The organism is Tessaracoccus yangjingae, from assembly GCF_054483935.1.
Genome location: NZ_CM137014.1, coordinates 3,361,047 through 3,386,035, shown reverse-complemented (window position 1 = coordinate 3,386,035; position 24,989 = coordinate 3,361,047). Strand labels below are relative to the sequence as shown.

Below are 24,989 nucleotides of genomic sequence, written 5' to 3'. Positions count from 1 at the left end.
CCTCGGGCGTCCGGGGTGGGCGCTGGGCACGGCCCCTCCGGGCACGGTCCGCTAGGATCCGTGCCATGCCACGCGTCGTCGTCAACGTCATGCCGAAGCCCGAAATCCTGGATCCGCAGGGGAAGGCCGTCACCGGCGCCCTCAAGCGGCTGGGCTTCGACGGGCTCACCGTCCGTCAGGGCAAGCGGTTCGAGATCGAGGTCGACGGCGAGGTCACGCCCGAGGTGCTGGAGCGGATCGGCGAGGCGGCCGAGAAGCTGCTGGCCAACACCGTCATCGAGTCCTTCGACGTGGTGGCCGACTGATGGCACGCATCGGCGTCGTCACGTTCCCCGGGTCGCTCGACGATCACGACGCGCTGCGCGCCGTCCGGCTGACCGGCTCCGAGGCCGTGCCGCTGTGGCACGGGTCGGACTCCATCGACGGCGTCGACGCCATCATCCTGCCCGGCGGCTTCTCCTACGGTGACTACCTGCGCTGCGGCGCCATCGCCCGGTTCAGCCCTGTCATGGGCACCGTGATCGACGCGGCCAACGCGGGCATGCCGGTGCTGGGCATCTGCAACGGCTTCCAGCTGCTCTGCGAGGCGCACCTGCTCGAGGGCGCCATGATCCGCAACGAGCACCAGCACTTCATCTGCCGCGACGTGCGCCTCCGGGTCGAGACCATCGACACCACCTGGACCTGCGCCTTCGAGAAGGGCCAGGAGATCACCATCGCCCTGAAGAACGGCGAGGGCAACTACCAGGCCTCGCCCGAGACGCTGCGCAAGCTGGAGGACAACGACCAGGTGGTGTTCCGCTACCTGGACAACCCCAACGGCTCGGCCCACGACATCGCCGGCATCACCAACGAGCGCGGCAACGTCGTCGGCCTGATGCCGCACCCGGAGCACAACGTCGAGGAGCTGACCAGCCCCACCCTCGACGGGGTCAAGTTCTTCGAGTCCGTCCTGCAGTTCCTCTCCGCGCGCGTGTAGCGCTGCCCCGGTCCATCCCCAGACAAGGTCACCTGGCATACTCCGGCGTGACAGCTTCGTCAATCCTGGGGGAATCATGAGACTTCGTATCCTTGTCCTCGCGCTTGCCGCGCTCGCCTCGAGCTGGATCTCGCCGGCCGTCTCGCACGCCGACACCGTCGTCGATGTGTACGCCACCCCCGGCGTTCATCTGGTCAACGGGCGCTACTGGAAGACCAGCTGTGCGCACTACTCGCCCACGGTCGTGCGCTGCACCACGGAGATCTACGCCACCAAGGTATTCCTGGAGGGCGGCCGCTGGTACAAGCAGAACACCTGGGTGTTCAACAACCTGAGCTATCTCCCCTCGGCCCGTGAGCAGTGGGCCGGGAACCCCCTGGCGCAGACCGGCTCGTGGACAGCCACCGACGGCCGGAAGTGGCGCACCGAATGCGACACCGCGGTCACGGGCAGGGGCGCGTGCCGCAACTACGTCGAGGCGATGGTCGCCTCGGACCAGGGCGGGCTGGTCAAGCAGTACAAGGCCGAGGTCCTCAACTCGATGGTGCGGTTCGACTCCTCCACGGTGCCGGCGGTGACAGCCATTCCGCCTGCGGCGCCCGTGCGCACCGACGTGCCCGCGCCCGGTCCCAAGCAGCCGATCGGAGTGGCTGCCCCCGCGAAGCCGGCCCCGAGCACATCGGGCAGCGCGGCGCCGTCCAATGGCCAGTGCCCCGCCTCCCACCCCATCAAGGGCAACGCGAACTCCGGTATCTACCACGTGAAGGGCCAGCAGTACTACAACGCCACCAAGGCCGAGGAGTGCTTCGCGACCGAGAGCGCCGCGATCGCCGCCGGGTACCGCAAGTCGAAGGTCTAGTGGAGGCGCCTGCCTCGCGGGCCGGGTGACCCGCTCCGGGCGGGCTCCTGATGAACCCCTGAACCTGCATCGAAGCACCAAGCCGGGTGCGGAGTGATTGGATGGGTTCCATGTCGACAGCGAACCTCACCAGGGCCGAGACCGCCGACCGGGCGCGACACGTGCGCGTCCACTCCTACAGCGTCGACGTCGACGTCCGGGACGCCGCGGACCCCGCGACGCACACCTTCCCCGTCACCTCGTCGATCACGCTCACCAGCCGGTCGAGGGAGACATGGCTGGACTTCATCGGTGAGGTGGACGCGATCCTCGTCGACGGCGCGCCCCATCCGCTGGAGTACGACGGCGCCCGCATCACCCTGGGCCGGCTGCCCAGGCGCCGCTGCACCGTCACGGTGCACGGCCGAGGCCGCTACTCGCGCACGGGGGAGGGGCTGCACCGCTTCGTCGACCCCGCCGACGGCCAGACCTACCTCTACACCCAGTACGAGCCGGCAGACGCGCGGCGGGTGTTCGCCAACCTCGAGCAGCCGGACCTCAGGGCGCCGTTCACGTTCTCGCTCACCGGCCCGGAGGGGTGGTGGCTGGGTTCGAACCAGCCCGAGGCGTCGCGGACGACGGTGGCCGACGGGGTGGTCAGGGTCGAGTTCGCCCCCACGCACACGTTGTCCACCTACATCACGTGCCTGGCCGCGGGGCCGTACCACCGCGTCAGCGACACCTGGCAGGGCATGGAGCTGGGGCTGATGTGCAGGCAGAGCCTCGCCCGGTACCTCGACTCCGACGAGCTGTTCCGGCTCACGAAGGCGGGCCTGGACTGGCTCACCGCCAACTTCGGCGACTACCCGTGGGGCGTCAAGTACGACCAGATCTTCGCCCCCGAGTACAACCTCGGCGCCATGGAGAACCCCGGCCTGGTCACCTTCACAGAGCACTACCTCTTCCGCTCGCCCGCGACGCCCGCGCAGCTGCAGGGCCGCGCCAACACCCTGGTGCACGAGATGAGCCACATGTGGTTCGGCGACCTCGTCACCCCCCGGTGGTGGGGCGACCTCTGGCTCAAGGAGAGCTTCGCCGAGTTCATGGGCAGCCACATCTCGGTGGAGGCCTGCGGGTTCGCCGACGGCTGGGTGAACTTCGCCACCTCGCGCAAGGTGGGCGGCTACCTGGCCGACTCGATGCCGACGACCCACCCGGTGGTGGCCGACATTCCGGACCTCGAGGCCGCGAAGACCAACTTCGACCGGATCACCTACTCGAAGGGCTCGGCCGCGCTCACGCAGCTGGTCCACTACGTGGGCCTGGAGGCGTTCCTGGCCGGGTGTCGTCGCTACTTCCAGACCCACGCGTTCGCGTCGGCGACCCTCGGGGACTTCATGAATGCCCTGGACGTGGAGACCGACCGAGACCTCAGCGGCTGGGTGCCGGCCTGGCTGGAATCCGCCGGTCACGACAGGCTGAGCGCGCACTGGGAGGTCCACGGCGGCTCCATGACCGGGCTGCGGGTGCGGCGCGACTTCTACGGGGCCGGCGACGCCTCTGCCGACCGGCCGCACGCCACCAGCCTCGCGCTCTACCGCCTGCACGAGGACGGGCTGCGGCTGGAGCAGCAGTTCGATCTCCGCATCGAGGGACCCGAGGTGCGGATCCCGGACGCCGACGGGCTGCCCGTGCCCGACGTCGTCCTGATCAACCACACGGACCGGACCTTCGCCCGCGTCGAGCTCGATGAGGGGAGCCGCGACGTGCTCGTGTCCCACCTCGCGGACCTCGAGCCGCTGGCCAGGGCGGTGGCGTGGACGTCGCTCTGGGGCGACGTGCGCGCCGGGCTCCTGGCCCCCGCCGACTTCGTCACCGCCGTGCTCGGCGCCCGCGAGCCGCAGTCCGGGGTGCTGTCGTCGCTGCTGGCGAGGGCCTTCACCGCGGTCGACCGGTACTCGGTCGACGACGCCGCGGCCGGCCCCTGGCGCGACGGCTGCCGGGCCGCTGCCCTGGCGGCCCACCCCGGCTCGGCCGAGCAGCTGCTCTGGGCGAAGGCGTACCTCAACGCCGCGGCCCTCGCGCCGGAGGACGTGCGGTGGGTGCTCGACGGCGGCATCCCCGGGCTCGAGGTCTCGGTGGATGTGACGTGGCTGGCGTGGCAGTGTCTGGCCACGCAGGGCAGCGCGTCCGACGCGGAGCTGGCCGCCGCGCTCGCGGCCGACGACACCGCCACGGGGCGGATGGCCCACCTTCAGGCGCTGATGTCGCGGCCGGACCCGGCGGTGAAGGAGGAGGCGTGGACGCGCGCGCACACCGTCGACGGCGAGACGAACGAGGCAGTGGACGCCCTCATTGAGGGGTTCGGGGCGCCCGGGCAGGACGCGCTGCGTGAGCGGTTCGCGGCCCGCTACTTCGAGCACCTGACCGAGGTGTGGCGCGACCAGCCCATCGAGATCGCCCTGCGGCTCGTGCACGGCGGGTTCCCGTCCGACGGCGTCGAGGCCGGCCATCGCTGGCTGCGCGAGCACCCGGCCGCGCCCGCCCCGCTGCGTCGGTTGGTCAGGGAGGAGCTCTACGAGGCCGAGGTCGCGGCCCACGTGCGGTCCGCGAACGCCGTCAGGGTGCCCCGGCGGGGCCCGCACCGGTAGATTGAGCCCGTGGCAGACACCGTTGAGCACGCAGCCCAGACCCCTGACGTCGAGCAGCCGTACGCGGCACTCGGTGTGAAGGACGACGAATACGCGCAGATCCGCGAGATCCTGGGCCGTCGCCCCACCTCCGCCGAGCTCGCCATGTACTCGGTGATGTGGTCGGAGCACTGCTCCTACAAGTCCTCGAAGGTGCACCTGCGCAAGTTCGGCGAGCTCAGCCAGGAGACCCCCCGGGGCCCGCTGCTGGCCGGCATCGGTGACAACGCCGGCGTCGTGGACATCGGCCAGGGATACGCCGTCACGTTCAAGGCCGAGTCGCACAACCATCCGTCCTTCGTGGAGCCCTACCAGGGCGCGGCCACCGGCGTCGGCGGCATCGTCCGCGACATCCTCGCGATGGGCGCCCGACCCATCGGCGTGATGGACTCGCTGCGGTTCGGCCCCCTCGACGAGGCCGACACCCGCCGCGTCCTGCCCGGCGTGGTCGCCGGCGTGGGCGGCTACGGCAACTGCCTGGGCCTGCCCAACATCGGCGGCGAGGTCCAGTTCCACGAGAGCTACCTCGGCAACCCGCTGGTCAACGCCCTCTGCGTGGGCGTGCTCCGGCACGAGGACCTGCACTTCGCCAAGGCCACCGGCGTCGGCAACCAGGTCATCCTGTTCGGCGCCTCCACCGGCGGCGACGGCATCGGCGGCGCCTCCATCCTCGCGTCCGAGACCTTCGACGAGGACGGCCCGGCCAAGCGGCCCAGCGTCCAGGTGGGCGACCCGTTCATGGAGAAGCTGCTCATCGAGTGCACCCTTGAGCTGTTCCAGGCCGACATCATCAACGGCATCCAGGACTTCGGCGCCGCCGGCATCTCCTGCGCCACCTCTGAGCTGGCCTCCGCCGGCGACGGCGGCATGTTCGTCAACCTGGACCTCGTGCCACTCCGCGACCCCAACCTCGCGCCGGAGGAGATCCTCATGAGCGAGTCCCAGGAGCGCATGATGGCGGTGGTCGAGCCGGCCAACGTCGAGCGCTTCATGGAGATCTGCGCCAAGTGGGACGTCCAGGCCACCATCGTCGGCGAGGTCATCGAGGGCGACAGGCTGATCATCCAGTGGCACGGCGAGACCATCGTCGACGTGGACCCGAAGACGGTCGCGCACGAGGGCCCCGTGTACAACCGGCCGTACCACCGGCCGGAGTGGCTCGACGCCGTCAACGCCGACCGCGCGGAGGACCTGCCCCGGGACAACTCGCCGGAGGCGGTCAAGGCCGCGCTGATCCGGGTGCTCGCACACGGCAACATCGCGGACAAGACGTGGGTCACCGAGCAGTACGACCGCTACGTCCGCGGCAACTCGGTTCTCGCGCAGCCGGAGGATTCGGGCATGCTGCGCATCGACGAGGAGACCGGGCTGGGCATCGCGCTCGCGCTGGACGCCAACTCCCGCTTCTCCTACCTCAACCCTTACCTGGGCGCGCAGCTGTCGCTGGCCGAGTCGTACCGCAACGTGGCCGTCACGGGCGCGGAGCCGGTGGCCATCACGGACTGCCTCAACTTCGGCTCCCCGGAGGACCCGGAGGTGATGTGGCAGTTCGCCGAGGCCGTGATGGGCCTGGTCGACGGCTGCCGCGAGCTCGGCGTGCCGGTGACGGGCGGCAACGTGTCGCTGTACAACCAGACCGCCACGGCCCCCATCCTGCCCACGCCCACCGTCGGCGTGCTCGGCGTGATCGACGACGTGGCCACCCGGATTCGTTCAGGCTTCGCACACCCGGGCGACGCGATCCTGCTGCTGGGCGAGACCCGCGAGGAGCTGTCCGGCTCGATCTGGGCGTCCGTCATGCACGACGGCCACATCGGAGGGCTCCCGCCGGCGGTGGTGCTGGGCGCCGAGAAGGCGCTGGCCGAGGTGATGGGGGAGGCCGCGCGTCGCGGGCTGCTGTCGTCGGCGCACGACGTGAGCGAGGGCGGCCTGGGCGTGGCCCTGGCCGAATCGGCGTTCCGCAACGGCCTGGGCTTCGCGGTGACGCTGCCCGAGGGTGACCTCACCGTGGCGCTGTTCTCGGAGTCCGCCGCGCGGGCCGTGGTGTCGCTGCCGGGCTCGAGCGTGGAGGAGTTCGAGGCCCTGTGCGCCGAGCGCGGCGTCCCGACCACCCGCCTGGGCGAGGTGACGGGCGAGCCCGAGATGGAGTTCGTGGGGCAGTTCAGCGTGGATCTGGGCGAGGCGGAATCCGTGTGGACGGCGCCGATCCCAGCCGCGATGGCCTAGCCCCTCCCAGGAGCTGGCTCAGGCGTTCGGCGAAGCGCCAGGCGCGCTGAAGGTCGGCGTCGGTCGCGGTGGTGCGGCGGTCGGTGCCGTATTCGGTGGCGATCCGCACCGTCCTCAGCCACTCGAAGCCGTCGGCGTCGAATCCGGGAACCAGGATGGCGGCCGCCTGCCCCGTGGCGGCGTGGCTGCCGGCGCTGCGGGCCCGGAAGCCGTGGTCGAGGAGGAGCGCGGTGAGTTCCTTGCGGATCGCGTCGTAGGCCAGCGAGAACGCGCCGGCCGGGTCTGTCGCGCTGATGGTCCGTGAGCTGGCCAGGTGCCGCGCGGCCTGCTCGCGCAGCATCGCCACCTGGTCCGGATCGGGCGGCACGGACTCGATGCGGCCCTCCCTGATCAGGTCTGCGAGCTCCTGCCGAACCATGCCATCCACCCTAGCCGCCGCCAGGCGGGCCTCCGTGCGGTAGCTGTTCCTCCAGGCCGGTCCTCGGCGGCCATATGGCACCGAGGGGGCGGCTGGAGGAACGTTATCCGCAGGGCCGGTTGTTCACAGCTGATGCTTGGGCCGGGAGTCCGGGGGAGCTGCTGACGATCAAGGAGTGCATGAGACATGAACTGCAGGAGATCATCAACAGCGAGGCGATCATCCGGAGGAGGCTGCATCCAGCTCTCGGCGACGCCATCGATCGTGCCCACAAGGACGGTGACATCACCAGAGTCCTCCCGGGGGTGTTCGCGGCGCCGGAGCAGGCTGAGATGCTCGAGATCCGCACGGCGGCCATCGCGGCGGTGGATCCGAACCTCACCTTCGTTCGGCACACTGCGGCGCGGCTGACCTGGTGGCCTGAGCTGACGGTGGAGAAGGTCCAGGTCGCGTCGACGAGGCGCCGGCCGGCGCCGGGGTATGACTTCGAGGCCCGGAAGGTTCCTGCAGAGCTGCGGCAGTGGAACGGGGAGGTCTTCATCAGCTCTCCCGAGCACAGTGTCCTGGAGCTCAGCGACACCATGGGCGGGGCCGTCATCGACGAGGCACTTCGACGCGAGGCCGTGACGTTGGACTCGCTCAAGAAAGCGCTGGCAGCCATGCCGGCGCGAGCGGGCAACGCAGCGCGCGCACGGCTGCTGCATGAGTCGCGGGATGCGCCTTGGTCCGAGCTCGAACGTGATGCTCATGTCAGGTTGCGGACTGCCAGGCTCAAGGGATGGAAGACCAACCTGGAGGTGATCATCGAGGGGGAGCAGTTCTTCGTGGATGTGGCGTTCCCCGGGCTGCGGCTGGCCCTCGAGTTCGACGGATGGCAGTACCACAAGGATCACGAGGCGTTCGTCCACGATCGCCGCCGTGACGTTCTCCTCACGCTGGCCGGCTGGACCGTTCTGCGCTTCACCGCGGCGACCATGGACGACATGGTCGAGTGTGTCGGTCAGGCGGTGAGGCTGCTGTCGCGCGGCTGACGTTCCCCCAGGCCGGTCCTCGGCGGCCATATGGCACCGAGGGGGCGGCTGGAGGAACGCATTCCGCGCGTCAGTAGGGTGGGGGCATGAGCCTCAACGATCGCGTCACCGACGTCCTGCCCTCCGTCCTCACCGACCTCAAGCGACTCATCGCGATCCCGTCCATCTCGTCCATGCCCGAGCACGACGACAACGTGCTGGCCGCCGCCGAGACAGTGGCCTCCCTCGTCTCCGACGTCGGCTGCCCGGACGTGCGGCTGCTGCACGCCGGCGGCAAGCCCGCGGTCTTCGGCCACTTCCCGGCCCCCGAGGGCGCGCCCACGGTGCTCCTGTACGCCCACTACGACGTACAGCCCACCGGGGACGACGCAGCCTGGACCTCCGCGCCGTTCGCGCCCATCGAGCGCGACGGCCGCCTCTACTCCCGCGGATCCGCCGACGACAAGGGCGGGATCGCGGTCCACCTCGCCGCGCTCCGGGCCTTCGAGGGGCGGCCGCCCGTGGGGGTCAAGCTGTTCATCGAGGGCGAGGAGGAGATCGGGTCCCCCAGCATGGCCGCACTCCTCGACACGTACTCCGACGACCTCACCGCAGACGTCTTCGTGATCGCCGACTCGGTCAACTGGAAGGTGGGCGAGCCGTCGTTCACCACCACGCTGCGCGGCATGGTGGACGCCGAGGTCACCGTCTCCACGCTCCAGACCGGCCTGCACTCCGGGCAGTTCGGCGGAGTCGTGCCCGACGCGCTCACGGCGCTGTGCCGGCTGCTGGCCACCCTCCACGACGACCGCGGCAACGTGGCCATCGCCGGCCTGACCAGCAACGACGACCCCGCCGTCGACTACGACGAGGCCCGCCTTCGCGAGGAGACCGGCATCCTCGACGGCGTGGCGTGGATCGGCGACGGCCCCGCCTCGGCCCGCATGTGGACCCGTCCGGCCGCCTCCGTCCTGGCCATCGACGCTACCCCGGTCAAGGACGCCTCGAACACCCTCATCCCGACGGCGCGCGCCAAGGTCAGCGTCCGGCTGGCCCCTGGGCAGGACGCCGACGAGGCAGAGGCCGCCCTCCGGGCCCACCTCCTGGCCAACGCGCCCTGGGGCGCGCGGGTGGAGGTGGAGCCCGGCCAGAACGGCGGGGGCAGCGTCATCTCCCTCGACGACGACCGCGCCCGCTCCGCCATCGACGCCTTCACCGAGGCCTTCGGCGTCGCGCCCGTGGAGATCGGGGTCGGCGGCTCCATCCCCATCGTCGCCGAGTTCGCCGAGCGCAACCCGGGCGCCCTGGTCCTGGTCACCGCGGTGACCGACCCGATGTCGCGGATGCACGGCATCGACGAGTCGCTGGACCTGGGCGATCTCGCCAAGGCCGCGCTGGCCGAGACCCTGTTCCTGCAGCGCCTGGCGTGACGGCGGAACGGGCCGACGAGGCGGCGCGCTCCGTCCTCACCCTCTTCGGCGGACGGCTGTTCGGGCTGCCCGGCACGCACCTCGCCGCGACCGCCCGGCCCGGCCCACCGCCGCGACCCTGGCACTACTGGTGGCAGGCGCACCTGCTCGACTGCCTGGTCGACGCACGGCGCCGCGGCTCGACGGTGGTGGACGCCCGGCTGGTCCGCCGCCATCTCCGCGGCATCCGGGTGCGCAACTGGGGGAGGCTGCGCAACCGGTACTTCGACGACATGGCCTGGCTCGCGCTCGCCGCGCACCGCGCGGGTCGCCCCGCGCGGGGCCTGGACCGGGTGCTGACCTCCGCCATCACCGACGACTGGGGCGGCGGGGCGTTCTGGAGCCTGGACCGGGACTTCAAGAACACGGCGGCCACCGGCCCCATCGCCCTCCACCTGGCCCGCGCCGGCCGCCTCCACGAGGCCGCCGGGCTCCTCGACTGGCTCGACGACCACCTCGCGGACCCGGACACCGGGCTCTACCGCGACGGCCTCCGCCTCGCCGCCCCACGCCCTGCGCGGGAGCGCGTCGCGCTGCGGCTGGGCACGGCGCCCCGCCTCGCAACCGGCTCCGGCGCCGACCTCGTCCCGCACCTGTTCACCTACAACCAGGGCCCCGTGCTGGGCGTCATGCTGCGGCTGGGCAGGCTCGAGGACGCGGCCCGGCACATCGACGCCGTCGCAGCCCACCTCACGCACCCGGGCACCACGCTCCTGCGCACCCACGGCGACGGCGACGGTGGGCTCTTCACCGGCATCCTCACCCGCTACCTGGCGCTCGCCGCCCGCGACGTGCGGCTCCCCGGCGCCACCCGGGCGTCGGCCACGGACCTGACCACGGCGTTCGCCGACGCGCTGTGGCGTGGGCACGAGACGCGCGGCTGGCGCAACCAGCCGGTGACCGTGTTCCCCCAGGACACGACCCCGGCCGGGACGGTGCCGCCGGGGCACGCCGTCGAGCTGGCCACCCAGCTTCAGGCGTGGATGGCGCTGGAGGCGGCCGCCGCCTCGCAACCCGGCTAGCCGACCGACTCCACCCAGAACCGCCCCTCCACGAGGTGCGCGAGGATCGCGGCGGGGAGCCACGGCAGGATGTCGGGCGGCAGGGCGTCGGGCGCGAACCAGCCCAGCTCCGAGGTGGCCTCTCGGGGGGCCAGCTCGCCCAGCCACTCGGAGCTCTCGAAGAAGAAGTTGAACCCCCGCGCGCGTCCCGTGGGGTAGGGCAGGTCGAACCGCTGCACCCCGACGTGCCGGAGTGCCGACGGGTCCAGCAGCGCCCCCACCTCCTCGCCCGCCTCCCGCGCCGCCGCGACCGCGGAGGCCTCGCCGTCGTCGATGTGGCCCCCTGGCAGGTTCCACAGCCCGTCGGCGCGGCCGGTCCCCTCGCGCCTGGCCAGGAGCACCCGGCCCGAGGCGTCCCGCAGCGCCACCCAGGCGATGAGTTCGAATCCCATGCCCCCATCTAACCGCGCCGGTAGCGTGGGCCTCAGCCGAGAGAACGGACATCGACGTGCGGATCGAGCGCGATTCACTGGGGGAGATGGAGATCCCCGACGACGCCTACTGGGGGATCAACACCGCGCGTGCGGTGCAGAACTTCCGGATCAGCCGCCGCGAGATCAGCGTGTACCCGGACCTCATCGTCGCCTACGCCCAGGTGAAGCAGGCCGCGGCCCGCGCCAACCGCGACATCGGGGTGCTCGACGGGGACCTGGCGGACCTCATCGACCGCGCCGCGCAGGACATCATCGACGGCCGGCTGCACGAGCAGTTCGTCGTGGGCGTCATCCAGGGCGGGGCCGGCACGTCCACCAACATGAACGTCAACGAGGTGATCGCCAACCGGGCGCTCGAGCTGGCGGGGCGCTCCTTCGGTGACTACGGCTTCCTCTCGCCCAACGACCACGTGAACCGCTCCCAGTCCACCAACGACACCTACCCGAGCGCCGTCAAGCTGAGCCTCGTGGCTGCCCTGACCAAGCTTGCCGACGAGATGCGGCTCCTCCGGCACTCCTTCGCGGCGAAGGGCCGCGAGTTCCGCGAGGTGCTCAAGGTGGGGCGGACCCAGCTCCAGGACGCGGTGCCGATGACGCTCGGGCAGGAGTTCCGCGGCTTCTCGACCACGCTGGGGGAGGACATCGACCGGATCGAGGACGTGCGGCCCCTGCTGATGGAGCTCAACCTCGGCGCCACCGCCATCGGCACCGGCATCACCGCCCCGCCCGGCTACGGCGACGCGGTCATCGGCCACCTGCGCGAGATCACCGGCTTCGAGGAGCTCGTCATCGCCGACGACCTCATCGAGGCCACCAGCGACACCGGCGTGTTCATGTCCACCTCGTCGGTGATGAAGCGCTCCGCGATGAAGCTGTCGAAGATCTGCAACGACCTGCGGCTGCTCAGCTCCGGCCCGCAGGCGGGCTTCGGCGAGATCGTCCTTCCCGCTGTCCAGGCGGGCAGCTCGATCATGCCCGGCAAGGTCAACCCGGTGATCCCGGAGGCGGTCAACCAGGTGGCGTTCGTCATCGCCGGGTCCGACGTCACCGTCGCGATGGCCTCGGAGGCGGGCCAGCTGCAGCTCAACGCGTTCGAGCCCGTCATGGCGCACGTCCTGCTGCAGAACAGCACTTGGCTGCGCCGGGCGGTGCGGACGCTGCGCATCAACTGCGTCGACGGCATCACCGCCAACGCGGAGCGCACCCGGACCCAGGTGGACCAGTCCGTGGGCGTGGTGACGGCCCTCATGCCCATCCTTGGCTACCTGCACGCCAGCCGGCTGGCGAAGGAGGCGCTCAAGGGCGGCCGCTCCATCCGCGAGCTGGTGCTCGCCGAGGGCATCCTCGACGCCGCGACGCTGGACCGGCTGCTGGAGCCCGGGGCCCTGTCCGGCGGGGTGCTGGACACGGGCCCGCTGCCGGCGATGACGCCGGAGCTGATCGCCGCCGTGGAGCGCCAGCTCGACGAGGCCGACCGACGCGACGAGGCCTGACCGGTCACTCCTCCGGCGGGAAGACGTGCCCGAAGGACCCCGGGGCGCGCTGGCTGAAGCGGGGTTCCCTCTTTCCCAGGAAGGCGAGCCCGCCCTCGCGACCGTCGCCGTGGGCCGAGTGCCGCAGCGCCAACGACTCGGCCAGGTGCGCGTCGAGCACGCTCGCGCCCGCCATGTGCCGGAACACCAGCTGTCGGGTCATCGCGACGGCGTGCGCCGACTTCCCGAGCGTCATCCGGTCCGCGACGGTGCGCGCCGCGGCCAGCAGGTCCCCGGGCTCGTGCACCGAGTCCACCAGCCCGATCTCCAGGGCCCTCCCGGCCGTGATGATGTCGCCGCTGTAGAGCAGGTCCAGCGCCCGCGACTGCCCGACGATGCGGGGCAGGAACCACGTCGAGCAGGCCTCCGGGGTGATGCCCAGCCGGGCGAACACGAACCCCATCCGCGCCTCCGTGGAGGCCAGGCGCGCGTCCATCGGCAGCGTCATCGTCGAGCCGATACCCACCCCCGCCCCGTTGACGGCCGCGATGACCGGCTTGCGGCACTCGAGGATGGCAAGCGTGAGCTTCCCGCCGGGCTCGCGGGCGCCGTCGCTCACCTCCGGCTCCGTCCATCGCTCCCGCAGCTCGGCGGGGGAGAGGTCCATGCGCGGGTCGAAGCCGAACACGTTGTCGCCGTCGCTGAGCTCCATCCCGGCGCAGAACGCGCGGCCCGCGCCGGTGACGATGATCGCGCGGACGGTGTCGTCGCGGTCGGCCTCCCGGAGCGCGTCGACGAACTCGCGACCCATGCCGAGGGTGAAGGCGTTGAGCTTGTCCGGGCGGTTGAGGGTGAGGGTGGCGACGCCGTCGTCGCGGGTCAGCAGCACGGTGCTCATCGGAGGTCTCCTTGCAGGCGGGCGATGGTGCGGAGGTACTCGGCCTCGAGCCGGTCGACGAGCTCCGCGACGGCGGGCACGTCCGAGATCGCGGCCACGCCGTGGCCGGCCGACCAGACGTCGCGCCAGGCCTTGACGTCCTCGTGCTCGGCGGGCGGTCCCGCGGGGTCGATGCCGGAGGCGGCGAGGCTCGCGGTGAGGAAGTTCGCGGGGATGCCGCTCACGGCTGGGGTGTAGACCACGTCGGCCGCCCCGGACGCCACCACCATGTCCTTGTAGCCGTCCGCGGCGAGCGACTCCCGGGTGGCGAGGAAGCGGGTGCCCAGGTAGGCGAGGTCCGCGCCCATCGCCCGCGCCGCGGCGACGTCCGCCCCCGTGCTGAGGCCGCCGGCCAGCAGGATCGTCCCGTCGAACCAGGGCCGGACGGAGGCGACGAGCGCGAACGGGTTGACCGCTCCTGCGTGGCCACCGGCCCCCGCGGACACGAGGACGAGCCCGTCCACGCCGGCCGCGGCCGCCTTGCGGGCGTGCCGCAGCGTGGTCACGTCGTGGAACACCAGCCCGCCGTAGGCGTGCACGGCCTCCACCACCTCCGGCACCGCGCCGAGCGAGGTGATCACCACCGGCACCCGGTGCTCGACGACCACCGCCAGGTCCGCCTGCAGGCGGGTGTTGGTGGGATGCACGATGAGGTTGACCCCGAACGGGGCGTCGGCGGGCGTGAGGGCGGCCTCGATGTCGTCCAGCCACCCGGCGAAGTCCTGCGTGGTGCGGCGGTTGAGGGCCGGGAAGGTGCCGAGGACCCCCGCCCGGCAGCACGCGACGACGAGCTCCGGCCCGGACACCAGGAACATCGGCGCCGCGACCACGGGCAGCCGCAGCCGGCCGGACAGCTGCTCGGGCAACGCCATCGGCTCCTCCTCGAATCGCGACGCTCCGCCCAGTCTGGCAGACGCCGGCGCCCCTACGCTGTGCCCATGCAGACCCGCCAGCTGTGGCTCGACCTCGCCCGCGGCCTCGCCGTCGTGTCCATGGTGGTGGCCCACACCGCCCCGGCCGGAGGCATCTTCACCGTCACCGAGTACCTCACCGCGCCCTTGTTCGCGGCGGCGATCGGGGCCGGCATCGAGCTGGCCTGGCGCGGCTGGCGTGACGGGGCCCTCCGGTTCGTCGGCGAGTACGCCGTGCGCGGGGCGCTGCTGTTCCTGGCCGGGGTTCTGCTCCAACCCCTGTACTGGCAGATCGTGGTGGTGCTGCAGTGGCTCGGCGCGCTGACCGTGATCGTCGCGGTGCTCGTGGCGCTGAGGGTGCGTGGGCGGGTGGCGTTAGTGGCAGGGGCAGCGGTGGTGGCGGCCGCGTATCCGCTGATGGTGGCCACGCGGGGACCCTGGGCTGTCCCGGGCGCGCTGGCGCCGGCCGTGCAGTTCGCGTTCTCGGGCGGGCCCTACCGCCTGATGCCGATGGTCGCGTCGGGTCTGCTCGGCGTGGGGCTGACCCACTGGCTCGGCCGCGACACCGTCAGCCCGCGCGCCACGCTCGCCCTCGCCCTGGGCTCCGTGCTCGGCGCGGGCCTGGCCGTCGTGATCGGTTCGCAAACCGCGGCGGGGGCGTCACCGTACTCGGGCACCTACGGCGAGATGGTCGCCTCGCTCGCGGTGGTGACGGCGGTGCTGGCGGGATCCAGGTGGCTGACGGACGCTGTCCCTCCCGGGCTGCTGACATGGCTCGATCCGCTCGTCGCCACCGGTCGCCTGGCCATGACGGCCTACGTGCTGCAGTTGGTGGTGCTTCGGGTACTCACCGACGCGTTCCTGGGCGGAGGGCGCGACGACCACTGGTGGGTGATGCTCACCACATTGGCGGTTCTGGTGGGGTTCAGCTGGGTGTGGCACCGCTTCGTCGGGATGGGTCCCTTCGAGCGGCTTCTGCGTCTCCCGCGAAGGCTGCTCCGTCGGTAGGCGGCGGCCTCAGGCGTCCAGGTCCTGCTCGACCATGGCCGCGATCCGCTCCACGGCCTCGTCGTTGTCCGACTCCACCGTGACGACGGCGCCCCGCTCGGCGCCCAGCGTCATGATGAGCAGCGACGAGGCGGCGTCCACCGTCGCGCCGTTGAGGGAGATGGTGATGTCGTCGTCGTACTCACCCGCGGCGGCGGCGATGAGGGCGGCGGGACGGGCGTGAAGCCCCACGACGGACCCGACGGTCACGGACTTGCTGGCCATCAGAGGCTCCTTTTCTGCACCGCCGCACCGTTGCGGGCGGACACGGGGACAATCATAGCCAAGCCGGAGGCCCCTCCCAGCCACGGGTCGCCGGGGCTGGGATGGGGCCGGACAAGGCACGGGGCTGCCCGCACCGCCTGGTGGCGGGTCAGGCGCGGGCCAGCCAGACCGTCGTGTCGGTGGGCAGGACATGCCCGTGCAGCGGCACGCTGGACAGCAGCACGTGGTAGCCCTCGGGCAGCTCGACGGGGGCGCCGAGCACGTTCGTCAGGACCCGGACGGGGCCGTTGTCGAACGCCACCACGGACTCTCCTGCCTCGACCCACTCGAGCTCGCCGCGACCCAGCCCGAGCTCCTTCCGGGCAGCCAGGGCGGAGCGGTAGAGGGTCAGGGTGCTGCCCGGCGCGTCCTCCTGCCGGTCGACGGCCATCGCCCGGTAGGCCTCGGGTTGAGGCAGCCACGTCTTCCCGGTGGGGGAGAACCCCAGGCCGGGCTCGTCGGCGGCCCACGGCATCGGGATGCGGCAGCCGTCGCGGCCGGGCTTGGTGAAGTCCGACCGGAACCAGGCTGGATCCTGGCGCAGGTCGTCCGGCAGCGTCGTATGGTCCGGGAGCCCCAGCTCCTCGCCCTGGTACAGGTACGCCGAGCCTGGCAGGGCCAGCATCATGAGCGTCGCGGCGCGGGCGCGGCGCAGGCCCGCCACGTTGTCCGGCTGCTCGTCGCCGGCGCCCAGGCCCTCATGGCTGGAGCCCGGGTCTGCGAGGCCGAGGCGGCTGACGTGCCTGAGCACGTCGTGGTTGCTGAGCACCCACGTGGTGGGCGCCCCGACGGCCTCGTCCGCGGCCATCGTCGACGCGATCACGTCGCGGTAGGCGGACGCGTCCCAGTGGCTGTCCAGGAACTGGAAGTTGAACGCGGTGTGCATCTCGTCGGGGCGCAGGTACAGCGCGAGCCGCTGGGGGTCCGCCACCCAGGCCTCGGCCACCAGCGAGCGGTCGCCCTCGTAGGAGTCGAGGACGGCCCGCCACCGGCGGTACACGTCGTGCACGCCGTCCTGGTCCCACATGGGGCCGGACTGGCCGTCGAGCAGCGACTGCTCCTCGTCGAAATCGGGCAGCCCGTCGGCCTTGATCAGCCCGTGCGCCACGTCCACGCGGAAGCCGTCGACGCCACGGTCCAGCCAGAAGCGCAGCACGCCGTCGAACGCCGCGCGGACCCGCTCCTCGGACCAGTCGAGGTCCGGCTGCTTGACGTCGAACAGGTGCAGGTACCACTGCTCGGGGGTGCCGTCCGGGAGGGTGAGGCGCGTCCAGCCGGCGCCGCCGAAGACGGACTTCCAGTTGTTGGGCGGCAGTTCGCCGTGCTCGCCGCGGCCGTCATGGAAGTGGTACATCTCGCGCTCGGGAGAGCCCGGGCCGGCGGCCACGGCCGCCTTGAACCAGCGATGCTCGTCCGAGGTGTGGTTGGGCACCAGGTCGACGACGACGCGCAGGCCCGCCGCGTGGGCCGTCTCGATCAGCCGGTCCGCGTCGGCCAGGTCACCGAAGAGGGGGTCGATCTCCTCGTAGTCGGCCACGTCGTAGCCCGCGTCGGCCATGGGGGAGCGGTAGAACGGGGACATCCAGATGGCATCCACCCCGAGGCCGGCCAGGTACGGGATCTTCTCGATGATCCCGGGGAGGTCGCCGTAGCCGTCGCCGGTGGAGTCGGCGAACGAGCGGGGGTAGATCTGGTAGATGACGGCGTCTCGCCACCATTCAGCGGGCATGCAATGGTCCTGTCGATTGTCTGATGATGAGGTCCGGGTGGAACAGCATCTCGGTGGGATCTGTCGGCAGCCCGCGGATGGCGGTGAGCAGCGAGGCGACGGCGGCCTGGGTCATGGCCGCCACCGGCTGGCGGACGGTGGTGAGGGCGGGGCTGGTGAAGGCCATGAGCGGCGAGTCGTCGTAGCCGACGACGGAGACGTCGCGCGGGACCTCCAGGCCCCGCGAGCGCGCCTCGCGGACGGCGCCGAGCGCCATCACGTCGGAGCCGCAGACGATGGCGGTGTGGCCGGCGTCGAACAGCCTGGCCGCGGCGGCCTGGCCGCCCTCGACGGAGAAGATGGTCGAGACCATGGAGCCGCGCGGCAGCCCGAGCGCGAGGAAGGCCGCCTGCTTGCGCTGGCTGGGGAGGTAACGCTGCTGGCCCACCGCCAGCCCGATCCTGGTGTGGCCGAAGGAGCGCAGGTGCCCAACCGACATCGAGACGGCCTCAGCGTCGGAGCACGAGAAGAAGGCCCCCTCCACCCCGGGCGCGTAGCCGTTGATGAACACTGCCGGCACGCCGGCGTCGATGAGGCGTTGGTAGTGCTCGGAGGACGCCTCGGTGTCCGCCGGGGTACCCGAGACGGAGATGATCCCGGCGATCTCGACGCCGAGCAGCGCGTCGAGGTACTGCTCCTCGCTGGTGCCGCCGGGCCCGGCGGTGCAGAGGATCATGTGCCGGCCCGCGGCGGTCAACACCAGGGCAAGCTCGTTGGCGAACAGGGCGAACGAGGGGTTGGCCAGCTCCGGCACCATCACGGCGATCAGTCCCTCGGCCGACGGCTGGTCCGGCTCCGCGGCGAAACCGAGCCGCTCGAGGGTGGCCAGCACCGAGACCCTGGTGGCCTCCGCCACGCCGGGCTTGCCGTTGAGGACCCTGGAGACGGTGGCGGTGGACACGCCTGCGGCGACGGCCAGGTCCGCCAGCTTGGCCCGTGGGGGAATCATGGGCCTCCTCTCCTTCGAGTCCGTGCACGCCAACAGCGTTCGCAGGCAAGTGTGCAGGTTATCGCGGCGCATTGCAACGACTTTGCAGAATCGTTGCAGGCGGGATTGAGTCCCGACATGCCTAGTCCGACGCCTGGTGAGCCGTCTAGCGGGTCGGCAAACGCTTCCCGGCGCAGATTGTTATCGAACCGTTACTGCAACGACTTTGCAAGCGTTGCAAAGCTGGTTACGATTCTCAGCAGATCGGGTCGGCACCGGAGCGTCCCGAGACAACGAAGGAGTTACACACATGCGCAAGAGCCTCATCGCCGCCGCAGCGGCCGGGCTTTCTCTGACGCTGGTCGCCTGTGGCGGCGGCACGTCAACCACCTCCCCCTCCGCCACCGACGCGGCCTCGAGCAGCGCCCCCGCCGAGAGCTCGGCCCCCGCGGCCGCCGGCACCCTCACCGTCTGGGTCGACGAGACCCGCATCGACACCTTCAAGGCCATCGGGGAGTCCTTCCTCGCCGCCACCGGCGTGACGCTGGACGTCGTCCAGAAGCCGTCCGCCGACGTCAAGACCGACTTCATCGCGCAGGCCCCCACCGGCCAGGGCCCGGACCTCATCGTCGGCGCTCACGACTGGACCGGTGACCTCGTCAAGAACGGCGTCATCGCCCCCGTCGAGCTGGGCGACAAGGTCTCCGGCTTCAACGAGGTGGCCACCCGCGGCTTCTCGCAGGCCGGCCAGCTCTACGGCGTCCCCTACGCCATCGAGAACATCGCCCTGGTGCGCAACAACGCCATGGTGCAGGACACCCCCGCCACCTTCGACGAGCTGATCGCCCAGGGCAAGGCCGCCGCCGGCGCCGAGTTCCCGGCCGTGATCCAGCAGGGCCCCAACGGCGACGCCTACCACCTCTACCCGATCCAGACCTCGTTCGGCGCCCCGGTGTTCAAGACCGACGCCAACGGCGACTACACCGCCGAGCTCGGCATGGGCGGCCCCGAGGGCCTCGCGTTCGCCGAGTACCTGAAGACGCTGGCCGCTGAGAAGGTCGTCTCCTCCTCGCTCGACGGCGAGACCGCCAAGCAGGCCTTCCTCGACGGCAAGACGCCGTACATCATCACCGGCCCCTGGTACGTCGCCGACTTCGTCACCGCCGACATGGACATCACCGTGCTGCCCGTGCCGTCGGCCGGCGGCCAGCCCTCGGCCCCGTTCGTCGGCGTGCAGGGCGTGTTCCTGTCGTCGAAGTCCGAGAACACCCTGCTTGCCTCGCAGTTCCTCGACTGGATGGCCAGCAAGGAGGCCCAGGACCAGCTGTACGAACTGGGTGACCGCATGCCGGCCCTGACCGAGTCCGCCGACGCGGTCTCCGACGAGATCCTGGCCGGCTTCGGCGAGGCGGGCAAGGACGGCCAGCCGATGCCGTCGATCCCCGAGATGGGCGCCGTCTGGGAGTTCTGGGGAGGCGCGCAGGTGAGCATCATCACCGGCAATGCCGAGCCGGCGGCCGCCTGGGACGCTATGGTCAAGAACATCGAAGCCAAGTTCTGACGCCTGACTGACCGAAGGTCATTTCCGGGGGTTGGGCGGCTGAGGCCGCTCAACCCCCGGTCCATACTCGCAACGAAGCGAAGGTAATTCTCTTGAGCAACTCACCGACCACGCAGTCGCCGAGGCTCTCCCACGCGCGGGACCTCTCGCGCCCGGGCTTCATCGCGAAGCTCGTCCTCATGATGCTGGTCAACGCGTTTGGCCTCTACGGCATCCTGGCCAGCTACGGCCAGCAGGAGTGGGGCGTCCTCGTCTTCCTCGTCATCACCCTGATCGTCGTCGACTTCGTGTACTTCTCGAAGCGCGCGATCCCGGCCAAGTACCTCGTCCCCGGCCTGATCTTCCTCGCGGTCTTCCAGATCTACGTGATGGTCAACACCGCCTATGTGGCGTTCACCAACTACGGCGACGGACACAACGACGCTAAGGGTCCGGCCATCACCCAGATCATGAAGACCTCGGACCGCCGGGTGGAGGGCACGCCCACCTACCCGGTGACCGTCTTCGACCGTGACGGGCAGATCGGCTTCGCCATCGCCGACGGCGAGACGGCGCGGACCGGAGACGCCGAGAACCCGCTCACCGACGCCCCCGACGCGGTCATCGACGGTGGCCGCGTGACCGAGGTGCCCGGCGCGACCGTGCTGCAGCTCGCCGAGATCCAGCAACGTCAGCAGGAGGTCCTCGACCTCCGGGTCAGCGTCTCCGACAACCCGGACGACGGGTGGCTCCGCACGGACAACGCGGCCATGGCCTACATCGCCAAGTCGCTGCTGACCTACGACGAGGCCTCCGACACCTTCACCGACGCCGACGGCAAGGTCTTCACCGCGGACCCGAGCCGAGGCCTGTTCGTGGCCGACGACGGCAGCTCGCTGACGCCCGGCTGGCGCGTGGTGGTCGGATTCGACAACTTCGCGGCGATGTTCACCGACGCGCGCCTGGCGGGCCCGTTCCTGTCGTCGCTGGTGTGGACGTTCGCGTTCGCCATCCTGTCGGTGCTCACCACCTTCGCCTTCGGCCTCTTCCTCGCGGTGGTGTTCAACGACCCGCGGATCAAGGGGCGCACGCTCTACCGCGCCCTGTTCATCCTCCCGTACGCCTTCCCCGGCTTCCTCGCGGCGCTGGTGTGGCGAGGCCTGCTCAACCAGGAGTTCGGCTTCATCAACCAGGTCCTCCTGGGAGGCGCCAGCATCCCGTGGTTCACCGACGGCAACCTGGCCAAGCTCGCCATCATCGGCGTGAACCTGTGGCTGGGCTTCCCCTACATGTTCCTCGTCACCACCGGCGCCCTGCAGTCCATCCCGCAGGAGCTGACTGAGGCGGGCATCATGGACGGCGCCAGCCCCATCCGGCGGTTCTGGAGCATCACGCTTCCGCTGCTGCTGGTGTCGGTGGCGCCGCTGCTCATCGCGAGCTTCGCGTTCAACTTCAACAACTTCTCGCTGATCTACATGCTCACCGGCGGCGGCCCCAACTACCCCGGGGCGCCGGCGCCGATCGGTGAGACCGACATCCTCATCTCGATGGTCTACGCCATCGCCTTCGAGGGTGGCAACCGGCAGTACGGGCTGGCCAGTGCCATGTCGATCGTCATCTTCCTGGTGGTCGGCTTCATCTCCTGGCTGGGATTCCGGCAGACCCGCAAGCTTGAGGAGATCATGTGATGGCCAGGAAGACCCTTGCCGACGGCCAGAACGACACGCGCCTCCGCGGTGGACGGTGGTGGGCCGAGGTCGGCTGGCGGCACATCGTCGCGATCCTCGTGATCATCTACTGCACGTTCCCGCTGCTCTACGTGCTGTCCGCCTCCCTCAACACCAACGGCAGCATCACCGGGTCCCTGAGGCTGTTCACCAGCTTCACCGGCAAGCACTACGCCCAGCTGATGACCACGGACTTCCCACGGTGGGCGCTGCACTCGCTCTACGTCAGCGGCCTGACCGCGGTGGGCACGGTCCTCATGGGAGCGGCGGCGGCCTACGCCTTCAGCCGGTTCCGGTTCAAGGGCCGTCGTGGCAGCCTCACGGCGCTGCTCATCATCCAGATGTTCCCGCAGATGCTGGCCTTCGTCGCCATCTTCCTGCTGGCGCTGACGCTGGGGGAGATCTTCCCCTTCCTGGGCCTCGGCTCGCACCTGCAGCTCATCGCCATCTACCTGGGCGGTGCGCTGGGCGCCAACACGTTCCTCATGTACGGCTTCTTCAACACCATCCCGATGGAGCTGGATGAGGCCGCCAAGATCGACGGCGCCACCCACGCCCAGATCTTCTGGGGCATGGTGATGAGGCTCGTGACCCCAATCCTCGCCGTCGTCGGCCTGCTCAGCTTCGTCGGCTCCTACGGCGAGTTCATCCTGGCCCGCATCGTGCTGGCCAGGCCCGAGAACTACACGCTGGCCGTGGGCCTGTATGTGTGGGGCTCGGACGAGCGCAACGCGCCGTGGTCGCTGTTCGCGGCGGGCGCGGTGCTGGCCGCCATCCCGATCATCCTGCTGTTCATGTACCTGCAGAAGTACATCGTGGCGGGCCTGACCGCGGGCGGCGTGAAGGGCTGACGCCCACCGGCATGACGAGGCCGCGCCGGCAGGCGGGCGACCCGAGAGGGACGCTCAGCCCGCCGGCGCGGTGCCGCGTCCGGGGCCGTCGGCGCCGGCAGGGGAGTGCAGCGCGAGGTGGCAGAGCCGGGGACCGACGGCGATGCGCCCGGCCTTGAGCGGGCTGCCGGTGGCCTCGAGGTAGCCGTCGACGAAGCCCTGGTGGATGGCGCAGACTACCGGCAGTTCCTGCAGGCCCACCTCTGCGCGGAACGGGCAGCGCGTGAACGTCAGGTCGGTGCCGACGGCCACCGTCCCGAACCCGCGCTCGGCCAGATGGTCCACCAGACCGTCGACGGGGTCCCGGGGCTCGCCCTCCTCGTCGACCATCGACACCCCCCAGCTGCGCCCGGCCGCCTCGGCCAGCCGCGTGCCGTCGGGCAGCGGGGTCACGAAGTTCTGGATCAGCACCTCGGTGAGCTCCATCAGGTGGGAGTTGCTCACGTTGGGGGAGTCACTGGTGGCGGCGAACAACAAAGGCGGGCGGCCCGCCTGCCCCACGGGCGCGGCGGCGCTGACGGCGTAGCCCGCGTCCCGCAGACCCTCGAGGTGGAAGCGGGCGGAGTTGCGGTGCAGCCCGAGCTGGTCCGCGACGTCCGCGACGGAGACCGGGGCGGAGGCGGACTGCAGCAGGCCGAGGACCCGGGTACGGGTCGGCCCTAGTCCGTGATGTTCGCTGGTCACCGATCCAGTTTCGCATGCGCGGGGAGCCCCTTCCCGGTGGGGGTACCATGCGCCCATGCAGGAGCGACGGTTGCTGGACAGCCACGGGCGGGTCGCGCGGGACGTCCGCGTGTCCCTGACCGACCGCTGCAACCTGCGCTGCACCTACTGCATGCCCGCCGAGGGGCTGGCCTGGCTGCCGGTCGAGGAGACGCTCACCGACGACGAGGTGGTCCGGCTCATCAGGGTGGCCGTCGAGCGCCTCGGCGTGGAGCGTGTCCGCTTCACCGGCGGCGAGCCACTGCTGCGGCCCGGGCTCGAACGCATCGTGGCAGCGGCGGCCGCCATGGCCGGCCCCGGCGGCCGGCCGGAGCTGGCCCTCACCACGAACGGACTGGGACTCGACAAGCGCATCGCCGGGCTCGTCGACGCGGGCCTGGACCGGGTCAACATCTCCCTGGACTCGCTCGACCCGGTGCGCTACGCCCGGCTGTCGCGCCGGGACCGCCTGCACGACGTGCTCACCAGCATCGCCGCCGCTGACGCCGCCGGTCTCAGGCCGCTCAAGGTGAACTCGGTGATCATGCGGGGCGAGAACGAGGCCGACATCGTGCCGCTGGCCGAGTTCTGCCTGGCCCGCGGCTACCAGCTGCGCTTCATCGAGCAGATGCCACTGGGCCCCAAGCACGAGTGGGACCGCTCGCAGATGGTGACCTCCAGGGAGATCCTCGAGGCTCTCGAGACCCGATTCACGCTCACCCCGCTGGACGAACCTCGCGGCGCGGCACCCGCCGAGCTCTGGCGGGTCGAGCCCGACACGCACCAGGAGGGCGGCACCATCGGGGTGATCGCGTCGGTGACCAACCCCTTCTGTGCTGCCTGTGACCGGACCCGGCTCACCTCCGACGGCCAGGTCCGCAACTGCCTGTTCTCCCGCACCGAGACGGATCTGCGCTCCATCCTCCGCGGAGGTGGCGCGGATGAGGACCTCGTCGAGGCCTGGGCCGGCGCCCACACCGCAAAGCGGCGCGCCCACGGCATCGACGACATCGGCTTCGTCCAGCCGGACCGCACCATGAGCGCCATCGGCGGATGACGATGGGCCGGCCGACGCGCTGCGCCGTCGTCCTGGGCGGCGGCCGGTCCTCGCGGATGGGCACCGACAAGCTCGAGCTCCGGCTCGGCGCCCGGTCGCTGCTGAGGCGGAGCTGCGACGCCGCCCTCACCTGGGCGCCGACCGTGGTGGTGGCCTCGCCGTGGCGGGAGGGCTTCGACGACCCGCGCCTCACGTTCGTGCTGGAGGACCCACCCTTCGGCGGCCCCGTCGCCGGACTCGCCGCCGCCGTCGCGGCCCTGCCGGCCGACGCCTCCGAGGTCCTGCTCCTGGCCGGGGATCTCGCCGATCCCCAGGCCGTCGTCGACGCGCTGGCGCGGGCGCAGCCGGGGGAGGACGGCGTCGCGCTGGTGGACATGGAGGGGTGGCCGCAGTACCTGGCCGCGCGGTACCGGGCGGCGGCGCTCCGCCGGGCGATCGCGGATGCGCCGGCCGTGCGCGACGTGTCCGTCAGAAGGGTCATGCGGGGCCTGACGCTGTCCCTCGCCGAGGCCGACGAGAGGGTCACCGCGGACGTCGACACCCCCGGCCAGGCCCGCCTCGCGGGGCTCGACGGATAGTTCTACGACGACACGTAAGACTTTTTTCCGAGAAACTTGGACG

23 protein-coding genes are annotated in these 24,989 nt (G+C 71.1%); 15 read left to right on the top strand and 8 right to left on the bottom strand.

The genetic code is table 11. The features are described 5' to 3' along the window. Window positions 1–65 precede the first annotated feature (65 nt). From purS to purL, 5 genes are all read left to right on the top strand, one after another. Entirely contained in the window at window positions 66–305 is a 240-nt protein-coding gene (purS, locus tag ACX1D3_RS15360) for a phosphoribosylformylglycinamidine synthase subunit PurS (RefSeq protein WP_458994676.1), read from the top strand. After that, window positions 305–979 (top strand): phosphoribosylformylglycinamidine synthase subunit PurQ, encoded by a 675-nt coding sequence (purQ, locus tag ACX1D3_RS15355; protein WP_458994675.1) that lies wholly within the window; start codon window positions 305–307, stop codon window positions 977–979. Before purS ends, purQ begins: the two co-directional genes overlap by 1 nt. A 76-nt stretch (window positions 980–1,055) precedes the next feature. After that, window positions 1,056–1,838 carry a sunset domain-containing protein gene (locus ACX1D3_RS15350; RefSeq protein WP_458994674.1) on the top strand — a complete coding sequence of 261 codons (783 nt, stop codon included), beginning with the start codon at window positions 1,056–1,058 and terminating at the stop codon, window positions 1,836–1,838. A gap of 110 nt (window positions 1,839–1,948) precedes the next feature. Further along, window positions 1,949–4,468, top strand: a complete 2,520-nt coding sequence (pepN, locus tag ACX1D3_RS15345; protein WP_458994673.1) for an aminopeptidase N — start codon at window positions 1,949–1,951, stop codon at window positions 4,466–4,468. Between the two features lie 9 nt (window positions 4,469–4,477). Further along, window positions 4,478–6,733, top strand: coding sequence for a phosphoribosylformylglycinamidine synthase subunit PurL (purL, locus tag ACX1D3_RS15340; RefSeq protein ID WP_458994672.1), 2,256 nt, complete (start codon window positions 4,478–4,480; stop codon window positions 6,731–6,733). Here the strand turns inward: purL and ACX1D3_RS15335 are convergent. Further along, window positions 6,669–7,151 carry a hypothetical protein gene (locus ACX1D3_RS15335; RefSeq protein WP_458994671.1) on the bottom strand — a complete coding sequence of 161 codons (483 nt, stop codon included), beginning with the start codon at window positions 7,149–7,151 and terminating at the stop codon, window positions 6,669–6,671. The two genes, purL and ACX1D3_RS15335, sit on opposite strands and share 65 nt — an antisense overlap. 179 nt (window positions 7,152–7,330) lie before the next feature. Between ACX1D3_RS15335 and ACX1D3_RS15330 the strand changes: the two genes are divergently transcribed. The 3 genes from ACX1D3_RS15330 (at window position 7,331) to ACX1D3_RS15320 (ending at window position 10,652) form a co-directional block, all read left to right on the top strand. Next, window positions 7,331–8,182 carry a DUF559 domain-containing protein gene (locus ACX1D3_RS15330; RefSeq protein ID WP_458994670.1) on the top strand — a complete coding sequence of 284 codons (852 nt, stop codon included), beginning with the start codon at window positions 7,331–7,333 and terminating at the stop codon, window positions 8,180–8,182. Window positions 8,183–8,268: 86 nt separating this feature from the next. Continuing rightward, entirely contained in the window at window positions 8,269–9,591 is a 1,323-nt protein-coding gene (locus ACX1D3_RS15325) for a dipeptidase (RefSeq protein WP_458994669.1), read from the top strand. Further along, window positions 9,588–10,652: a glycoside hydrolase family protein gene (locus ACX1D3_RS15320; RefSeq protein WP_458994668.1), complete on the top strand. Its 1,065-nt coding sequence runs from the start codon at window positions 9,588–9,590 to the stop codon at window positions 10,650–10,652. Before ACX1D3_RS15325 ends, ACX1D3_RS15320 begins: the two co-directional genes overlap by 4 nt. On the opposite strand, the gene ACX1D3_RS15315 is transcribed toward ACX1D3_RS15320, so the two are convergent. After that, window positions 10,649–11,083, bottom strand: a complete 435-nt coding sequence (locus tag ACX1D3_RS15315) for an NUDIX domain-containing protein (protein WP_458994667.1) — start codon at window positions 11,081–11,083, stop codon at window positions 10,649–10,651. The genes ACX1D3_RS15320 and ACX1D3_RS15315 overlap by 4 nt on opposite strands. A gap of 56 nt (window positions 11,084–11,139) precedes the next feature. Here ACX1D3_RS15315 and ACX1D3_RS15310 point away from each other — a divergent pair, with 56 nt between their 5' ends. Continuing rightward, window positions 11,140–12,618: an aspartate ammonia-lyase gene (locus ACX1D3_RS15310; RefSeq protein WP_458994666.1), complete on the top strand. Its 1,479-nt coding sequence runs from the start codon at window positions 11,140–11,142 to the stop codon at window positions 12,616–12,618. A 4-nt stretch (window positions 12,619–12,622) separates the two neighbouring features. On the opposite strand, the gene ACX1D3_RS15305 is transcribed toward ACX1D3_RS15310, so the two are convergent. Beyond that, window positions 12,623–13,495, bottom strand: a complete 873-nt coding sequence (locus ACX1D3_RS15305; protein WP_458994665.1) for an enoyl-CoA hydratase-related protein — start codon at window positions 13,493–13,495, stop codon at window positions 12,623–12,625. Further along, the gene (locus tag ACX1D3_RS15300; protein WP_458994664.1) at window positions 13,492–14,406 is read right to left on the bottom strand and encodes an NAD(P)H-dependent flavin oxidoreductase; all 915 of its coding nucleotides are present in this window, start codon (window positions 14,404–14,406) and stop codon (window positions 13,492–13,494) included. Before ACX1D3_RS15300 ends, ACX1D3_RS15305 begins: the two co-directional genes overlap by 4 nt. A 66-nt stretch (window positions 14,407–14,472) precedes the next feature. Here ACX1D3_RS15300 and ACX1D3_RS15295 point away from each other — a divergent pair, with 66 nt between their 5' ends. Next, window positions 14,473–15,453 carry a DUF418 domain-containing protein gene (locus ACX1D3_RS15295; RefSeq protein WP_458994663.1) on the top strand — a complete coding sequence of 327 codons (981 nt, stop codon included), beginning with the start codon at window positions 14,473–14,475 and terminating at the stop codon, window positions 15,451–15,453. A 9-nt stretch (window positions 15,454–15,462) separates the two neighbouring features. Here the strand turns inward: ACX1D3_RS15295 and ACX1D3_RS15290 are convergent, their stop codons facing one another. The 3 genes from ACX1D3_RS15290 to ACX1D3_RS15280 form a co-directional block, all read right to left on the bottom strand. Next, complete coding sequence (locus ACX1D3_RS15290; protein ID WP_458994662.1) at window positions 15,463–15,717, bottom strand: HPr family phosphocarrier protein; 255 nt, start codon at window positions 15,715–15,717, stop codon at window positions 15,463–15,465. A 148-nt stretch (window positions 15,718–15,865) separates the two neighbouring features. Beyond that, the gene (locus tag ACX1D3_RS15285) at window positions 15,866–17,485 is read right to left on the bottom strand and encodes a glycoside hydrolase family 13 protein (protein ID WP_458994661.1); all 1,620 of its coding nucleotides are present in this window, start codon (window positions 17,483–17,485) and stop codon (window positions 15,866–15,868) included. Continuing rightward, window positions 17,475–18,473, bottom strand: a complete 999-nt coding sequence (locus ACX1D3_RS15280; protein WP_458994660.1) for a LacI family DNA-binding transcriptional regulator — start codon at window positions 18,471–18,473, stop codon at window positions 17,475–17,477. Before ACX1D3_RS15280 ends, ACX1D3_RS15285 begins: the two co-directional genes overlap by 11 nt. A gap of 289 nt (window positions 18,474–18,762) precedes the next feature. On the opposite strand from ACX1D3_RS15280, the gene ACX1D3_RS15275 reads away from it, so the two are divergent. From ACX1D3_RS15275 to ACX1D3_RS15265, 3 genes are all read left to right on the top strand, one after another. Continuing rightward, window positions 18,763–20,013 carry a sugar ABC transporter substrate-binding protein gene (locus ACX1D3_RS15275; RefSeq protein ID WP_458994659.1) on the top strand — a complete coding sequence of 417 codons (1,251 nt, stop codon included), beginning with the start codon at window positions 18,763–18,765 and terminating at the stop codon, window positions 20,011–20,013. Window positions 20,014–20,105: 92 nt separating this feature from the next. After that, entirely contained in the window at window positions 20,106–21,680 is a 1,575-nt protein-coding gene (locus tag ACX1D3_RS15270; protein WP_458994658.1) for an ABC transporter permease subunit, read from the top strand. Next, window positions 21,680–22,570, top strand: coding sequence for a sugar ABC transporter permease (locus tag ACX1D3_RS15265; RefSeq protein ID WP_458994657.1), 891 nt, complete (start codon window positions 21,680–21,682; stop codon window positions 22,568–22,570). Before ACX1D3_RS15270 ends, ACX1D3_RS15265 begins: the two co-directional genes overlap by 1 nt. Before the next feature lie 54 nt (window positions 22,571–22,624). Here ACX1D3_RS15265 and ACX1D3_RS15260 read toward each other — a convergent pair whose 3' ends face one another. After that, entirely contained in the window at window positions 22,625–23,293 is a 669-nt protein-coding gene (locus ACX1D3_RS15260; protein ID WP_458994656.1) for a helix-turn-helix transcriptional regulator, read from the bottom strand. A gap of 55 nt (window positions 23,294–23,348) precedes the next feature. On the opposite strand from ACX1D3_RS15260, the gene moaA reads away from it, so the two are divergent. Together moaA and mobA are read left to right on the top strand one after the other, a co-directional pair. Next, window positions 23,349–24,368: a GTP 3',8-cyclase MoaA gene (gene moaA / locus ACX1D3_RS15255; RefSeq protein ID WP_458994655.1), complete on the top strand. Its 1,020-nt coding sequence runs from the start codon at window positions 23,349–23,351 to the stop codon at window positions 24,366–24,368. After that, window positions 24,365–24,946 (top strand): molybdenum cofactor guanylyltransferase, encoded by a 582-nt coding sequence (gene mobA, locus ACX1D3_RS15250; protein WP_458994654.1) that lies wholly within the window; start codon window positions 24,365–24,367, stop codon window positions 24,944–24,946. Before moaA ends, mobA begins: the two co-directional genes overlap by 4 nt. Window positions 24,947–24,989: the final 43 nt, after the last annotated feature.

What these genes read in the sequence shown, in the direction of transcription:
- ACX1D3_RS15295 (WP_458994663.1), top strand. Translation starts at nt 14,473, where the DNA reads ATGCAGACCCGCCAGCTGTGGCTCGACCTCGCCCGCGGCCTCGCCGTC.
- ACX1D3_RS15335 (WP_458994671.1), bottom strand. Translation starts at nt 7,151, where the DNA reads ATGGTTCGGCAGGAGCTCGCAGACCTGATCAGGGAGGGCCGCATCGAG.
- purQ (WP_458994675.1), top strand. Translation starts at nt 305, where the DNA reads ATGGCACGCATCGGCGTCGTCACGTTCCCCGGGTCGCTCGACGATCAC.
- ACX1D3_RS15325 (WP_458994669.1), top strand. Translation starts at nt 8,269, where the DNA reads ATGAGCCTCAACGATCGCGTCACCGACGTCCTGCCCTCCGTCCTCACC.
- ACX1D3_RS15300 (WP_458994664.1), bottom strand. Translation starts at nt 14,406, where the DNA reads ATGGCGTTGCCCGAGCAGCTGTCCGGCCGGCTGCGGCTGCCCGTGGTC.
- ACX1D3_RS15350 (WP_458994674.1), top strand. Translation starts at nt 1,056, where the DNA reads ATGAGACTTCGTATCCTTGTCCTCGCGCTTGCCGCGCTCGCCTCGAGC.
- ACX1D3_RS15305 (WP_458994665.1), bottom strand. Translation starts at nt 13,495, where the DNA reads ATGAGCACCGTGCTGCTGACCCGCGACGACGGCGTCGCCACCCTCACC.
- purS (WP_458994676.1), top strand. Translation starts at nt 66, where the DNA reads ATGCCACGCGTCGTCGTCAACGTCATGCCGAAGCCCGAAATCCTGGAT.
- ACX1D3_RS15290 (WP_458994662.1), bottom strand. Translation starts at nt 15,717, where the DNA reads ATGGCCAGCAAGTCCGTGACCGTCGGGTCCGTCGTGGGGCTTCACGCC.
- mobA (WP_458994654.1), top strand. Translation starts at nt 24,365, where the DNA reads ATGACGATGGGCCGGCCGACGCGCTGCGCCGTCGTCCTGGGCGGCGGC.
- ACX1D3_RS15265 (WP_458994657.1), top strand. Translation starts at nt 21,680, where the DNA reads ATGGCCAGGAAGACCCTTGCCGACGGCCAGAACGACACGCGCCTCCGC.
- ACX1D3_RS15280 (WP_458994660.1), bottom strand. Translation starts at nt 18,473, where the DNA reads ATGATTCCCCCACGGGCCAAGCTGGCGGACCTGGCCGTCGCCGCAGGC.
- ACX1D3_RS15315 (WP_458994667.1), bottom strand. Translation starts at nt 11,083, where the DNA reads ATGGGATTCGAACTCATCGCCTGGGTGGCGCTGCGGGACGCCTCGGGC.
- ACX1D3_RS15330 (WP_458994670.1), top strand. Translation starts at nt 7,331, where the DNA reads ATGAGACATGAACTGCAGGAGATCATCAACAGCGAGGCGATCATCCGG.
- ACX1D3_RS15285 (WP_458994661.1), bottom strand. Translation starts at nt 17,485, where the DNA reads ATGCCCGCTGAATGGTGGCGAGACGCCGTCATCTACCAGATCTACCCC.
- ACX1D3_RS15275 (WP_458994659.1), top strand. Translation starts at nt 18,763, where the DNA reads ATGCGCAAGAGCCTCATCGCCGCCGCAGCGGCCGGGCTTTCTCTGACG.
- pepN (WP_458994673.1), top strand. Translation starts at nt 1,949, where the DNA reads ATGTCGACAGCGAACCTCACCAGGGCCGAGACCGCCGACCGGGCGCGA.
- moaA (WP_458994655.1), top strand. Translation starts at nt 23,349, where the DNA reads ATGCAGGAGCGACGGTTGCTGGACAGCCACGGGCGGGTCGCGCGGGAC.